At 40.2% G+C, this 14,005-nt stretch carries 13 protein-coding genes; 11 read left to right on the top strand and 2 right to left on the bottom strand.

Annotated elements, in window-relative coordinates:
- The first annotated feature begins 22 nt into the window (after positions 1 to 22).
- The 3 genes from VIM89_RS17845 to msrB all read left to right on the top strand — a co-directional run bounded on the left by VIM89_RS17845 (position 23) and on the right by msrB (position 4,430).
- Positions 23 to 3,232, top strand: a complete 3,210-nt coding sequence (locus VIM89_RS17845; protein ID WP_488157539.1) for a tolB protein precursor — start codon at positions 23 to 25, stop codon at positions 3,230 to 3,232.
- Positions 3,233 to 3,328: 96 nt separating this feature from the next.
- Positions 3,329 to 3,907, top strand: coding sequence for a fasciclin domain-containing protein (locus VIM89_RS17850; protein ID WP_488157540.1), 579 nt, complete (start codon positions 3,329 to 3,331; stop codon positions 3,905 to 3,907).
- Positions 3,908 to 3,956: 49 nt separating this feature from the next.
- Entirely contained in the window at positions 3,957 to 4,430 is a 474-nt protein-coding gene (gene msrB / locus VIM89_RS17855; protein WP_488157541.1) for a peptide-methionine (R)-S-oxide reductase MsrB, read from the top strand.
- Here the strand turns inward: msrB and VIM89_RS17860 are convergent.
- The gene (locus tag VIM89_RS17860) at positions 4,420 to 4,776 is read right to left on the bottom strand and encodes a GIY-YIG nuclease family protein (RefSeq protein WP_488157542.1); all 357 of its coding nucleotides are present in this window, start codon (positions 4,774 to 4,776) and stop codon (positions 4,420 to 4,422) included. The genes msrB and VIM89_RS17860 overlap by 11 nt on opposite strands.
- Before the next feature lie 83 nt (positions 4,777 to 4,859).
- Here VIM89_RS17860 and VIM89_RS17865 point away from each other — a divergent pair, with 83 nt between their 5' ends.
- The 6 genes from VIM89_RS17865 (at position 4,860) to VIM89_RS17890 (ending at position 9,349) form a co-directional block, all read left to right on the top strand.
- Positions 4,860 to 5,633 (top strand): XRE family transcriptional regulator, encoded by a 774-nt coding sequence (locus tag VIM89_RS17865; protein WP_488157543.1) that lies wholly within the window; start codon positions 4,860 to 4,862, stop codon positions 5,631 to 5,633.
- Positions 5,634 to 5,851: 218 nt separating this feature from the next.
- On the top strand, positions 5,852 to 6,223 hold the full coding sequence (locus VIM89_RS17870; RefSeq protein WP_488157544.1) for a Spy/CpxP family protein refolding chaperone: 372 nt from the start codon (positions 5,852 to 5,854) through the stop codon (positions 6,221 to 6,223).
- A gap of 77 nt (positions 6,224 to 6,300) precedes the next feature.
- The gene (locus VIM89_RS17875) at positions 6,301 to 7,419 is read left to right on the top strand and encodes an aminotransferase class I/II-fold pyridoxal phosphate-dependent enzyme (RefSeq protein WP_488157545.1); all 1,119 of its coding nucleotides are present in this window, start codon (positions 6,301 to 6,303) and stop codon (positions 7,417 to 7,419) included.
- Positions 7,416 to 8,033, top strand: coding sequence for a dethiobiotin synthase (bioD, locus tag VIM89_RS17880; RefSeq protein ID WP_488157546.1), 618 nt, complete (start codon positions 7,416 to 7,418; stop codon positions 8,031 to 8,033). Before VIM89_RS17875 ends, bioD begins: the two co-directional genes overlap by 4 nt.
- 64 nt (positions 8,034 to 8,097) lie before the next feature.
- Positions 8,098 to 8,991 (top strand): 3-hydroxybutyryl-CoA dehydrogenase, encoded by an 894-nt coding sequence (locus VIM89_RS17885; RefSeq protein WP_488157547.1) that lies wholly within the window; start codon positions 8,098 to 8,100, stop codon positions 8,989 to 8,991.
- Between the two features lie 64 nt (positions 8,992 to 9,055).
- Positions 9,056 to 9,349 carry a hypothetical protein gene (locus VIM89_RS17890; protein WP_488157548.1) on the top strand — a complete coding sequence of 98 codons (294 nt, stop codon included), beginning with the start codon at positions 9,056 to 9,058 and terminating at the stop codon, positions 9,347 to 9,349.
- Positions 9,350 to 9,457: 108 nt separating this feature from the next.
- On the opposite strand, the gene argS is transcribed toward VIM89_RS17890, so the two are convergent.
- Positions 9,458 to 11,377, bottom strand: coding sequence for an arginine--tRNA ligase (gene argS, locus VIM89_RS17895; protein WP_488157549.1), 1,920 nt, complete (start codon positions 11,375 to 11,377; stop codon positions 9,458 to 9,460).
- A 122-nt stretch (positions 11,378 to 11,499) separates the two neighbouring features.
- Here argS and VIM89_RS17900 point away from each other — a divergent pair, with 122 nt between their 5' ends.
- The gene (locus tag VIM89_RS17900) at positions 11,500 to 12,948 is read left to right on the top strand and encodes an arginine deiminase family protein (RefSeq protein WP_488157550.1); all 1,449 of its coding nucleotides are present in this window, start codon (positions 11,500 to 11,502) and stop codon (positions 12,946 to 12,948) included.
- Between the two features lie 68 nt (positions 12,949 to 13,016).
- The gene (gene ctlX / locus VIM89_RS17905) at positions 13,017 to 13,937 is read left to right on the top strand and encodes a citrulline utilization hydrolase CtlX (RefSeq protein ID WP_488157551.1); all 921 of its coding nucleotides are present in this window, start codon (positions 13,017 to 13,019) and stop codon (positions 13,935 to 13,937) included.
- The last annotated feature ends 68 nt before the right edge of the window (positions 13,938 to 14,005 follow it).

Here is a 14,005-nt window from a genome sequence, read left to right on the forward strand (position 1 = left end):
TTTATTCTTTATAAATGAATCTATGAATAAACTATACCCAACCTTTGCCTGGTTCAAAAGATATGCTTTGGCCTTATTATGTATTGCCGGAACTTTAATGATCAGTCAGGATGCCCGAGCACAATATTTCGGACAGAACAAAGTTCGCTATAAGAACCTGAAATTTAAGGTATATAAGACCCCGCATTTCGAGATCTATTACTACATCAAAAATGATAGCACTATCAAACGTTTTGCGCAGGAAAGTGAATTGTGGTATACTATTCACCAGCAGGTTTTCAGGGATACGTTTAGAAAGCCTAACCCCATTATTCTTTATGCCGATCACCCCGATTTCCAGCAAACCACAGCTATTGATGGCGAAATTGGTGTAGGTACGGGTGGTGTAACTGAAGGTTTAAAGAACCGCGTAGTGATGCCAATGATGGAAACCAACCAAACAACCCGTCACGTTATCGGTCACGAGTTGGTGCACGCATTTCAGTATCATGCATTACTGAGCCGCGATTCTGCGATGTATGAAAACATCAATAATATACCACTGTGGATGATTGAAGGTATGGCTGAGTATCTTTCCATTGGTAAAAAGGATGCGTACACCGCAATGTGGATCAGGGATGCTTATCTGAACAAAAACATACCAACTATACGCGATCTGACAGAAACCAACAAGTATTTCCCTTATCGTTATGGCGAGGCATTCTGGTCATACATTGGTTCTACTTATGGTGATACCATCATTGTACCATTCTTTAAAAATACAGCCAGATTCGGATTAGAATATGGCATCCGTCGAACGTTTGGTTATGATGATAAAACATTATCCAACCTTTGGAAAAACGCTATCGAAACAGCATACAAGCCATTATTAAAAGATACGGTGCAAAAGCCGGTGGGTATAAAATTGATCGACAATAAAAATTCCGGTGAGCTGAATGTGGCACCGGCTATTAGCCCTGATGGCAATTACCTGGCATTTCTATCTGAAAAGGATCTGTTCACGGTCGATCTCTATCTCGCAGATGCGCATACGGGGCGAGTAATAAAAAAGTTGACAAGTAAAATATCCAACACCCATATTGATGAGTTTAACTTTATTGAATCAGCAGGAGCCTGGTCGCCGGATAGTAAGAAATTTGCGTTCAGTGTATTTAGTCATGGCCGGAACCGGATGCTTGTGGTAGATATTCCAAGTGGAAGTGTTTTGGACAATATTTCGATGGAAAAAGCGGAACAGTTCAGTAACCTGAGCTGGTCGCCCGACGGAAAAAACATCGTTGTCCAGGGAATGTCGGACGGACAAAGTGACTTGTACTTGTATAATTTTGATACGAAGAAAGTCAGGCAGCTTACAAATGATAAATTTTCCGACTACCAACCATCATTTTCAAGAGATGGAAAACGGATCATTTTTACCAGCGACCGCACTACTTATGATAAATCACTATCACAGGATATCACCTTTAACCTGGCTGAATTGGACCTTGCTACCGGGCAAATTGCCAACATCAATGTATTCGACGGCGCTAATAATTTAGACCCTCAGTATTCTGCTGACGGTAAGAAAATCTATTTCTTATCAAACAGAGATGGCTTCCGCAATATGTATCGTTATACACTAGCGACAGGGCAAGTAGAGCAAATGACCGATCTTTTTACCGGTATTTGTGGTATTACTGAATATTCACCGGCAATCAGCATATCTAATAACGACGATATTGTTTACTCTTACTATTTCGCACAGAAATACATTTTATACAATGCCAAAGCCTCAGATTTTACACCAAAAGAGGTAGACAAGCAGGCGCTGAACTTCGATGCGGCAATGCTCCCCCCATTTGGTTCAGTAGGTGTCGATCTGATCAATTCAAACCTGAATAATTACCTGGCTTATAAGAAAATCCCTACCGATTCTATTAAGCAGGTTCCGTATAAACCGATGTTCAAATTGGATTATTTAGCCAGCAGCGGTGTGGGTGCATCAGTAAGCCAATTTGGTGCAGGTTTTTCGAGTGGTGTTCAGGGTGTGTTCAGTGACATATTAGGCCATAACCTGATCTATGGTGGCTTGGACATTAACGGCCAGGTATATGATTTTGGCGGGCAGTTTATTTATATCAATCAGCAAGGCCGCTGGAACTTTGGTGTGGGCGTATCACATATTCCCTACCAGTTTGCTAATTATAGTATAGTACCTAGTACATTCACAGTAAATAATTCATCAAACAAACCGGTTTCAATTAACGGCTTCCAGGAAAGGTATGATATTATCCGCATTTTTGAAGACCAGGCAAATGTTTTTACATCATATCCGCTATCTAAAGTTAACAGGATAGAATTCGGTACGGGTATATCTCACTATAGTTATCGTGTCGATCGTTACCTCACAAATTATGATAGCTCAGGGCAAGCGTATAATGGTTACCAGCATGAGCACATTTCCAATTCTGTCTACAACCAGGACGTAAATAATACCAGCTTGACAGGTAAATTAACACCATTTACCTTACTTCAGGTAAATACAGCTTTGGTAGGTGATAATTCATATTTTGGTGTTGCGTCCCCACTCACAGGCTTCCGTTACCGGTTGCAAGCTGAATATGACTTTGGCACTTATCATTTCTTTGCACCAACTATCGATTTACGTGAATATCTGCGGGTGCAACCGGTCACATTTGCAGCAAGATTATATGGTTACGGACGCTTCGGAGGTGTTGACGGGCTTTATCCGTTGTATATCGGCTATCCGTTCTATATACGAGGTTACGAAGCGCAAACTTTTTATAACAACAGCAAACAAACAACTAACAATTTTACTATTGATGATCTATCTGGTGACAGAATGGCTTTAGCAAATTTTGAAATTCGCCTGCCATTTACCGGGCCTGAAAAATTGTCTCAGATCAAATCAAAGTTTTTATTTACTGAATTGAACCTGTTCTTTGACGCAGGGCTTGCATGGAATTCGGGCGATAAAATTGAATTTAAAACTAACCCGAGTATCTTAGGTTATAAACCCGTAATAGACGGGAACGGAGCTCCGGTATTAGATGCTAATGGTAATCCTGAAACTACTCCGATTTATTCAAAAGTGCCTGCTCTAAGTGCGGGTGTTTCTATGCGTGTCAATTTGTTTGGTTACTTCGTATTGGAACCTTACTTTGCATGGCCATTTAACCGCAGCGACATTAGCAAACCGGTATTCGGTTTAGGATTTACTCCTGGTTGGTAACTGAAGATATATTACAGAAAACGTCCTGATAATTATCGGGACGTTTTTAATTTAAAACCTATTTTAGTCTCAATAGTTAAGCTTACAAAAATTATAATGAATAAGTTACTTCTATCTCTTCTTTTAGTCTTCAGCAGTTCGGTCGTATTTGCTCAGAAAGCTGACTCAGCGGCTAGCAAACCTGGTAAAGCAAGAAACGTAGATGGATCAATAATGAATCCATCGAAGACTATACAAGAGAATATTTCTGCGTCGCCTAATTTCTCAACGCTAACTTCTATAGTTCTTGCGGATACAACCAATACCTTTAATGGCAATTCTATTACCGTTTTCGCACCCGATAATAAAGCATTTGGCAAACTACCTGTCGGAACAATCGATACATTATTATTACCAACCCATAAATCCGACTTGCTTCTTCTTCTAAAATATCATGCTGTTGCCGGAAAGATCACCTCAAAGGATATAGAAAGACAGATAAAGGTTGGAAACGGACAAGCCACCTTCACAACTTTATCCGGACGGACATTAACAGCAAAGATCAATGAAAACCGGAATATTGTGTTAACCGATGAGAATGGCGGGCAAAGTATAGTAAGCCGCTTAGATGTTCAGCAAAGCAACGGGATACTTTTTGTAGTGACGCAGGTGCTACTGCCTAAGTTTACACAGTAATTACAGGGGTGCGGCAAACCGCAGTAAAGTTGTTTTCGTAATTCTGAGTATGAAAAAGATAATCCTGCTTGCAATTACAGCCAGTGCTTTATTTCTATTCGGCACTCAAAACGGCATGTCCCAGGCTAAAAGAAAATTAAGCAAACCTGCCTCAGAATGGAAAAAGGTCCTTACGCCCAACCAATACGAAATTATGGTGGAAAGCGGCACCGAAATACCTTATAAAAATGCTTATTGGAACAACCACGAAAAAGGTGTTTACGTCAGCGCTGCTACCGGTGAAGTTTTATTCAGCTCGGATGATAAATATGACAGCCATACCGGCTGGCCAAGCTTTGTAAAACCGATTGATCCCAACAAAGTTGAGATCGTTAAGGATAACAGCTTTGGTATGGTACGCGACGAAGTGATCGAAAAAAGCACAGGATTACACCTGGGTCATGTTTTCGATGACGGTCCTGCAGATCGGGGTGGTAAACGCTATTGCATGAACTCCGGCGCACTCAAATTCATTAAAAAGTAACCATCTTACGCGCAGCACTGATAGACGGGCGGATCATTGATCTTGAGCGGGTATTGTGTTCAAAATTTAATCCGATGGTCAGGTCTACCCAATCAGGGTTTACAGATCTGATCATTTTTTCTTTTTGCGGGCGGGTAAATGTGCTCACATATTTAAAACGTTCCATTGCCTGCTCCTCCGTATTGATCTCTTCAAAGTATACTAAACGATTTAGCTGTTGTGCTGTATCGAAAAATAAGGTTGGCATTTCGCGGTAAAAATTCAGCGTTTTCAAAATATCTGAACATAATCCAACATGCAAATTGTTTCTGTTTCTGTCAGTTATGATATAAATAAAGCGTTTCATCTAAATAAAAATTTGCGGGTTAAAAAATATTTACTAATTTTATGAGCATAAAAATACTAATAATTTTAGCAATTGCAAATTTTATGTCAATAATTTCATCAAATATTAAATTTCTCAGAAAAAAGAAGGGCCTCACACAACAACAGTTTGCAGACCAGATCGGTATAAAAAGGTCGCTTGTAGGCGCCTATGAGGAAGAAAGAGCAGAACCAAAATATGATTTGCTAAAAATAATAGCAGCATTTTTTGACGTCACCGTAGATGACTTTATTAATGAAACCATAAACGAGAAATGGGCGCCAAAACCCAAAGGCGACCCGGCCAATCTGCGTATATTGAGTATATCAGTGGATAAGGATGACAACGAAAATATTGAAATGGTGCCATTAAAGGCAAGCGCGGGGTATTTAAATGGATATGCTGATCCGGAATATGTAGCAGCTTTGCCAAAATTCTACCTGCCGATGTTTAAACAAGGCACCTACCGTGCTTTTGAGATCAAAGGTGATTCAATGCTTCCGCTGGTATCCGGTACAATCATCGTTGGCGAATACCTTGAAAACTGGGGCGACATCAAATCAGGAGACACATATGTTATAGTATCAAAATCTGAAGGTGTAGTATATAAACGTGTAAACGGGAAATTTAAAGAACAGAAAAAACTAAAATTAGTATCAGATAACCCAGTTTATGAACCATACGAAATCAATGGAGAAGATATCCTGGAGATATGGAAAGCAAAAGCTTACATCTCTACCCATCTTCCTGAACCAACCCCTGAACCAACCATGGAAAGCCTGACCAGCATGATGGCACAAATGCAGCGTTCAATTTCCAAGCTTCAGCAGAATAATTGATTATTAGTTGAAATGGTTGTATTGGTTGTAAAGGTTGAAATAGTTTATTATATGGATTAAGCTGAGAGACTTGTTGTTTCGCAATTATAACCACTACAACTTCTACAACCACTTCAACCATTACAACCAACCCCAAGGCAACAATTAAGTTACACGATAGTTATTAAACTATTAGCAGCTAACTTTATCCAAAGATCAATTGTTAAAAAACTAGAAAAATGAAGAAATTCCTGTTAATGTGCTGTTTCCTTGTTGGAATTACAGCAGTATGCCGTGCACAAGGTGGCGGTATGCGAAGAAGTCCTGAAGACAGGGCGAAAGACCTGCAAACGCAGTTAAAATTGACTGACGACCAGACAACCAAAGTCACAGCGATATATAAAGCTCAAGCTACAAAAATGGATAGCGTAAGAACTGCTGCCAACGGCGACAGACAAGCTATGCGTTCGGCTATGATGCCATTAATGAAAGATACCAATGATAAGATCAAAGCTATCTTAACTCCCGACCAGGCTACTGCATATGATAAAATTATGCAGGAACGCATGGACCGGATGAGAAATGGCGGCGGCGGTGGTGGCGGTAATTAACCCCACGCAAATCATTTTTTGTGAAAGCCTTCCGGTTTAACGGGAGGCTTTCTCTATTTTAGCATAAATTTTTAATCTTGAGCGCAGACAAATTCATCCGGGAAAGGCTTGACGAAAGAAGGGAAAACGGTTCTTACAGAACTTTAAAACCAGAAAATGACCTGGTTGATTTTTGCTCTAATGATTACCTGGGTTTTGCCCGTTCATCTACCCTAAAACAATGGATAGACAGTGAGATTGCAACTACTCAACATGTAAACGGTTCTACAGGTTCAAGGCTGTTATCAGGCAATCTCTCCTACACTGAAAAATTAGAACAACAAATTGCGGATTACCATAAAGCGGAAGCTGGACTAATTTATAATTCCGGTTATGATGCCAATGTTGGTTTATTCTCATCCTTACCTCAACGGGGTGATACGATTATTCTGGATGAGCTGGCTCACGCTTCTATTATAGACGGCGCACGGCTGAGTTATGCTAATCGCTATACCTTCAGGCATAATGATCTGGAAAGCTTAGAAGAAAAGTTAAAACACGCCAAAGGCAACTGTTATGTAGTGATTGAAAGCGTGTATTCAATGGATGGTGATACGCCTCCAATCAAGGAAATTCTGATTATTACCAAGAAATACAAAGCTGAACTAATAGTTGATGAAGCACATGCTATTGGATTGTATAACAATGGATTAATAAATCAAATTGGCTTAGAGAACGAAGTTTTTGCCCGAATAGTAACTTTCGGTAAAGCTCTGGGCTGTCATGGGGCTATTGTATTAGGAAGTAAAACTCTGAGAGAATATCTGATTAATTTTTCACGTTCGTTTATTTACACTACAGCCGCTTCTTTTCATCAGATCGCTTCAGTAAAAATGGCTTATAAAATGCTACCACAAGCGAATGATGAGATTGAAAAATTGCGTAATAATATTGAATTATTTAAACGGCTGACAGCGGGTATAGAAGGCAATCTATTGCCAAGTGACTCATCTATTCAATGCCTCGTTGTGGGCAGTAATGAAAAAGCAGGATTAATGGCTAATAATTTACAAAACGCAGGTCTGGATGTCCGTCCTATTTTAAGCCCTACGGTAGCTAAAGGCAGCGAACGATTACGGATATGTCTACATTCATTTAATTCCGATAATGAGATAACTTTGCTGTCGGAAATTTTACAACAACACACTACTTTATGACTTCTAGAAAACCTTTGTTTGTTACCGGCATCGGTACCGGCATCGGCAAAACCCTTGTATCCGCGGTTTTGGTTGAAAAACTAAAGGCCGACTATTGGAAACCCGTTCAATCCGGCGATCTGGACAAAAGCGATTCGCTATCTGTACAAAGTTTGATATCAAATACGGTTACTAAAATTCACCCGGAGAGCTACAAGCTTACACAACCATTTTCTCCGCATAAATCTGCCGCTATTGACGGTATAACGATCGATCCGGAAACTATCCATCTACCTAAAACTAACAATGCCCTGATTGTAGAAGGTGCCGGTGGTTTGATGGTGCCTTTAAATAATGAGTTCCTAATCATTGATCTGATCAAAAAATTGAATATTGAGGTAGTCTTAGTATCCCAAAACTACCTGGGAAGTATTAATCATACGTTGCTTTCTATTCATGCATTAAAAAGCTACGAAATCCTGATCAGGGGTATAATTTTTAATGGAATAAAGGACATTTACTCGAAAGATTTCATCCTGGAGAGCACTGGTGTAGAGTTGCTGGGTCATATTCCTCAATATAATATGATCGACAAAAAGACCGTAATTGACGCCGGCAGCTATATTCACTTGTAATTAAGACAGGTATTTGGGGATGTAAAGAATTTGCCTCAACTTAGCGTTGATTCAAACACCAATTATGATACAAAACGTCACGGTTATCGGTTCGGGGACTATGGGTAATGGCATTGCGCATACCTTTGCTCAAAATGGTTTCAAGGTTTCACTGGTTGATATTAGCAGCGAATCATTAGCTAAATCGCTTCAAATCATAGGCAATAATCTTGACCGCCAGATTAAAAAAGGCGCTATCGATGAATCGGTAAAAGCTTCTACCCTTTCTAATATCACTACTTATACCGATTTGAAAGAAGGTACGATCAATGCAGACTTGGTAGTTGAAGCCGCTACTGAAAACAAGGAGATCAAACTAAACCTCTTTAAGCAGTTGAGTGAGCTTTGTAAAGCCAACGCGATACTGGCATCCAATACTTCTTCTATTTCCATCACACAGATTGCTGCAGCTACTAACAGACCAAATAAGGTGATCGGGATGCATTTTATGAACCCTGTGCCTGTTATGAAGCTGGTTGAGGTGATACGCGGGTATGCTACAAGCGATGAAACGACAAATACCATCATGCAGCTTTCACGCGATTTGGGAAAAGATCCAGTTGAGGTAAATGATTACCCTGGTTTTGTAGCTAACCGTATCCTGATGCCGATGATCAACGAAGCAATTTATACTTTATTTGAAGGCGTTGCAGGAGTAGCAGAGATTGATACCGTAATGAAATTGGGCATGGCGCATCCGATGGGACCGCTGCAATTAGCTGATTTTATCGGTTTGGATGTTTGCCTGGCGATTTTAAAGGTATTGTATGACGGCTTTGGTAACCAAAAATATGCCCCTTGTCCGCTATTGGTTAATATGGTAACTGCCGGATATTTGGGGGTAAAATCGGGTAATGGTTTCTATATCTATACGCCCGGAAATAAAGAACTGGTAGTGTCTCCCAAGTTCAAATCATAGCTGATAATCAAACCTTTTCTGTATTCGTTTGTCTATAGCTTACACCTATATAAACGAAAAACAGATGAAAACTTTAGTAAAATTAGGGTTGATAGCCTTTTTGGGATCATTCCTATTCCTGACATCATGTGCAGGAGAATATTATGTTTCAGATCAACCGGCCGACGTAACGTATGACCCGGGGCCACCACCGTACTCAGGTGCTGTATGGATTGAAGGCGACTGGGTATATAGCGGCGGACATTACGTACACAACCGTGGCCATTGGACCAGAGGCCGTTCTGGCCGCACATGGGTTAAAGGTAACTGGGATCATGACAATCGCGGTTATAAATGGCACAGAGGCCACTGGCAGTAATCAGTTGGCAGTGTGCAGCTTGCAGTTGGCACACGAGAATACTTAATAAGTGTTGGCAGTATGCATAATTCTTTAGTGTAAACTGCCAACTTTTAACTGCAAACTGAATCACATCCGCTCAGGAACTTCGATTCCTAACAGCTTCATCGACCTTTTGATCACTTTGGCTGTCGCAGATGATAATTGCAAACGGAATTGTTTACTCGTCTCATCTTCTGCCTGCAGAATAGACTTTTCATGATAAAACTTATTGAAAGCCTTAGCCACTTCATACGCATAATTGGCAATAACTGCCGGACTATGCGTGGCAGCAGCTTGCGATATCGTTTCAGGGAATTGGCTTAAAATCAATATTAAATCTCTTTCTTCAGCATCCAATGATTCTATATCTATTCTTTCATTATCAAAGCCTTCTGCCCTGCTTAATACCGACCGAATGCGGGCATGTGTATATTGAATAAACGGGCCGGTATGCCCCTGGAAATCAACCGACTCGTTAGGATCGAACAGCAAACGTTTCTTGGGATCAACTTTTAACAGGAAATATTTCAAAGCGCCCATACCTATGGTATGATAAAGCTCTGCTTTTTCAGCTTCACTGTAATTTTCAACTTTTCCTAAAGCCTCAGTCTGCTCTTTGGCTGTTTGCTCCATCTCGGCAATCAGATCATCGGCATCAACTACAGTTCCTTCACGTGATTTCATTTTACCGGATGGCAGATCGACCATACCATATGATAAATGATATAGTCCCTTCGCCCATGATTTGCCCAGCTTTTCGAGTATGAGGAATAAAACTTTAAAGTGATAATCCTGTTCATTGCCCACCACATAAATAGATTCATCCATGTGGAAGTTTTTATATTTCTCCTGGGCAGTACCCAAATCCTGGGTCATATATACGGAGGTACCGTCTGAACGACGAACTAATTTCTGATCCAAACCATCAGCAGTCAGGTCGATCCAAACCGAGCCATCTCCCTTTTCAAAGAAAACACCTTTTTCAAGCCCTTCTTCCACAATATCTTTTCCTAACAAGTAGGTTTCGGATTCATAATAAAATTTATCAAAATTGACACCCAAAGATTCATAGGTTTTGCCGAAGCCATCATACACCCAAAGGTTCATCGTTTTCCACAAGCTGATCACCTCTTCATTGCCGGCCTCCCATTGCTGCAGCATTTTTTGAGCTTCAATCATCAGAGGTGTCTGGCCTTTTGCCAGCTCTTTTATCTTAGCTTTTTCATCACTGATCTTGTCTTCAAGCAGGTCAAATTCTTTAGAGTTAGCATCTTTTAATTTATCTTCAAATCTTCCGATATTATTAAAATGCTCTTCAACCCTGATTTTTTGATCCTCATTAAATACTGACAGGTTATGGTCTTCAAAAATGTCCTTTAAAATTGGCGACAGCTGCTTTTGTAATTCTTTCTCAAAAAGTACATAATATTTACCCACCAAATGATCGCCCTTTTCCCCGGTTGACTCTGGCGTTTCACCATTACCCCATTTCTGCCAGGCCAGCATGGATTTACAAATGTGTATACCCCTATCATTAACAAGATTAGCTTTTACCACCTCGTAGCCGTCAGCTTTCAATATCTCTGCCACAGAATAACCTAACAGATTATTACGTACGTGACCAAGGTGAAGCGGTTTGTTGGTATTTGGCGACGAATACTCCACCATCACTTTTTTACCATTCGACTTAAAACCGGCAAAATCATCCGGCAAAATCTCGTTATAGAACGTATCGAGCCAATAGCCATCAGCCAATGAAATATTCAAAAAGCCTTTGATCACATTGAAGCCGGCAATCTCCTTTGCTTCATTTTTTAGGAACTCGCCTATTTCGGCACCCGTTTGTTCGGGTGATTTGCGGGAAAACTTGGTAAATGGGAAGGTAACTATAGTAACCTGCCCTTCAAATTCCTTTCGCGTAGGCTGCAAATTCACATCTGCTGCATTCAGTTCTGTTTGATATAGGGTTTTAACCGCTTTAACAGCGGCTTCAATTATAAAATCCATCCGGCAAAATTAATAAATTGGCTCATAGTTCATGGCTCATAATTCATGGTTTTACCGGTCGCCAACAATCCGCAATTAAGTATGAGCGAAAAAGCATAGCTTTGCTCTTCTCATAATTTTTTATGACCAAAAAGAACAACGATTTTCGTATTGATGTAACATCCGAAATAGGCGACCTCCGTTGCCTGCTGATACATAGCCCAGACAGTGGATTAGGAAAAGTAGTGCCATCAAAAGCACAAGACTGGCTATTTGAAGACATTGTGCACCTCGATACGATGCGCCGCAACGAGTATGATTACTATGTGAAGCTGCTGATGTATTTCCTTGATCCTGATAAAATAAAAGGCAGATTGAAAGAAATCGACTCAAAAGAGCATGATCGTGCTTTTTTCAAACCTGATAATGAAGGTTTCCATGCCTCAACCAAAGTGGTAGAAATACAGAATTTGCTGGCTGATATTTTGATTGAAGATGATATCCGTAAAAAGCTAGTGGCTTCTGTGTGTGCCATCGAGGGCTGTACTTATAGGCTACAGCAAAAATTGATCAATACTAAACCTATTGAGCTGGCCAAAATATTTATCTCTGGCTCTTTAGGTAATGATGAAATGATCTTTGCCCCCATCCCAAACCTGATATTTTCAAGAGATATCGGCATAGCGATCAATGACTATATGCTGTTGAACAAGCCTGCAAAAAAAGCCCGTGCAAGAGAAACCTTACTAGCACGATATATTTTCTTTAATCACCCGCTATTTGCTAAATATAAAGACAACATTCTGGAAATACCTGAAACCGTACACCATTTTCTGCGCCCTGGTGAAGAACAGGATGAAAAAACAACACTTGAAGGCGGCGATGTGATGATGGTAAGTCCGGATCATTTACTGATCGGCTGTAGCGAGCGTACCTCGGTAAGCGGTGCTAACGAAGCGATGAAGCTGCTTTTTGAGAACGATGTAGTGAAGAAAGTAACCATTGTAAAAATTCCGCATAAGCGGGATTATATGCACGTCGATACCATATTTACGCAGGTAAAACGCCATGTGTGGGTGATGTTGGGTTCGCTTTCAGCTTTGGAAGATACACACGAAGATGTTAACGTAGTAAAATGGTTCTCAGAGAAAAAGCAAAAAGCCAGGACGGACATTATTCAATTTGAAAACGGGAAATCGAAACCAAGAATTTTCAAAAGCCTTGAAGAGTTATTGAGCGATATCAGCGAGAATGATCTGCAAAGTGGCAAAAAAACCAAGTTCATTTATTCGGGCAATGATAAATTCCCTTTTGATGCCCGCGAACAATGGACCGACTCATGCAACTTACTGGCCATAAAAGAAGGCGTGGTATTAGGCTACGACCGCAATGATAAAACGGTAGAAGCATTCCGCAAAAAAGGATTTGAGATTGTAAAAGTGGCTGATCTGCTGCAAAAGTTTGAGAATGGCGAGATCGATCCGCATGAAATGAAAGATACCTTAATATTAATGCCTTCGTCAGAACTTTCTCGTGCCCGCGGTGGTTTCCATTGTATGAGTATGCCACTGTTGAGGGATAAAATATTATAAGTAAATAGTTCATGGTTGACAGTTCATAGAAACTGCAACTATCAACCATGAACCATTATCTATGAACTATGAACCAACAAACCACCTCCACCATATTAATGATCCGCCCGGTAAACTTTGTGTTTAACGAACAAACTGCCGGAAGCAATGCTTTTCAGAACCGTAATGCTGAACAGCAACGTGTACAGGATAAAGCTTTAGAAGAATTTGATCGATTTGTCAATATACTGCGCGAGAACGGCGTTGAAGTGATCGTAATTGATGATACCATTGAACCTCATACTCCTGATTCCATTTTCCCGAATAACTGGGTATCATTCCATAATGACGGTACTGTTTTCCTTTATCCGATGATGGCTGAAAATCGCAGATTGGAGCGCAGGGAGGATATTATTATGCAGTTGGAAGATGAGTTTAAGGTAAAGCATGTCATCGACCTGAGCCATTTTGAGCATGAAAACAAATTCCTGGAAGGAACGGGCAGCATGGTTTTGGATCGTGAAAATAAAATAGCTTATGCTTGCTTGTCACCTCGAACCGATAAGGATGTCCTTGAGGCGTTTTGTAAAGACAGTGGTTACTGGTCTGTTCTTTTCCATGCAGTCGACCAGAATGGCATGGATATTTATCATACCAACGTTTTAATGTGCATTGGTAGCAGTTATGCTGTTATTTGTCTGGATAGTATAAAAGATGAGAGCGAAAAGCAGAATGTCATTAATTCCCTTCAATCAACCCAAAAACAAATTGTTGCTATTTCCTTTGAGCAGATGAACCATTTTGCAGGCAATATGCTTGAGGTTCAAAACAAAGATGAAGAGAGTTTGCTGGTGATGTCAAAAAGTGCCTGGGACTCGTTAAATTATGAGCAGAAGGCTATTCTAAGTTCGTTTAGTAACCCCGTTTATTCCGATATCAGCACTATAGAAAATAATGGCGGAGGTAGCACCCGCTGCATGATGGCCGAAGTGCATTTACCGCACGACTAATAAGACTTTTAACCGAATATGATGTTAAAGTAAAATATTTATTAAAAATATTTTAAACGCTAAAATTA

The organism is Mucilaginibacter sp. (assembly GCF_036568825.1).
GTDB lineage: Bacteria > Bacteroidota > Bacteroidia > Sphingobacteriales > Sphingobacteriaceae > Mucilaginibacter.

Bases quoted from the DNA above. Each gene is read 5' to 3' on its own strand.
- msrB (WP_488157541.1), top strand. From the start codon at position 3,957: ATGAAAAAGATAATCCTGCTTGCAATTACAGCCAGTGCTTTATTTCTA.
- argS (WP_488157549.1), bottom strand. From the start codon at position 11,377: ATGGATTTTATAATTGAAGCCGCTGTTAAAGCGGTTAAAACCCTATAT.
- VIM89_RS17850 (WP_488157540.1), top strand. From the start codon at position 3,329: ATGAATAAGTTACTTCTATCTCTTCTTTTAGTCTTCAGCAGTTCGGTC.
- VIM89_RS17890 (WP_488157548.1), top strand. From the start codon at position 9,056: ATGAAAACTTTAGTAAAATTAGGGTTGATAGCCTTTTTGGGATCATTC.
- VIM89_RS17865 (WP_488157543.1), top strand. From the start codon at position 4,860: ATGTCAATAATTTCATCAAATATTAAATTTCTCAGAAAAAAGAAGGGC.
- ctlX (WP_488157551.1), top strand. From the start codon at position 13,017: ATGAACCAACAAACCACCTCCACCATATTAATGATCCGCCCGGTAAAC.
- VIM89_RS17900 (WP_488157550.1), top strand. From the start codon at position 11,500: ATGACCAAAAAGAACAACGATTTTCGTATTGATGTAACATCCGAAATA.
- bioD (WP_488157546.1), top strand. From the start codon at position 7,416: ATGACTTCTAGAAAACCTTTGTTTGTTACCGGCATCGGTACCGGCATC.
- VIM89_RS17845 (WP_488157539.1), top strand. From the start codon at position 23: ATGAATAAACTATACCCAACCTTTGCCTGGTTCAAAAGATATGCTTTG.
- VIM89_RS17885 (WP_488157547.1), top strand. From the start codon at position 8,098: ATGATACAAAACGTCACGGTTATCGGTTCGGGGACTATGGGTAATGGC.
- VIM89_RS17860 (WP_488157542.1), bottom strand. From the start codon at position 4,776: ATGAAACGCTTTATTTATATCATAACTGACAGAAACAGAAACAATTTG.
- VIM89_RS17870 (WP_488157544.1), top strand. From the start codon at position 5,852: ATGAAGAAATTCCTGTTAATGTGCTGTTTCCTTGTTGGAATTACAGCA.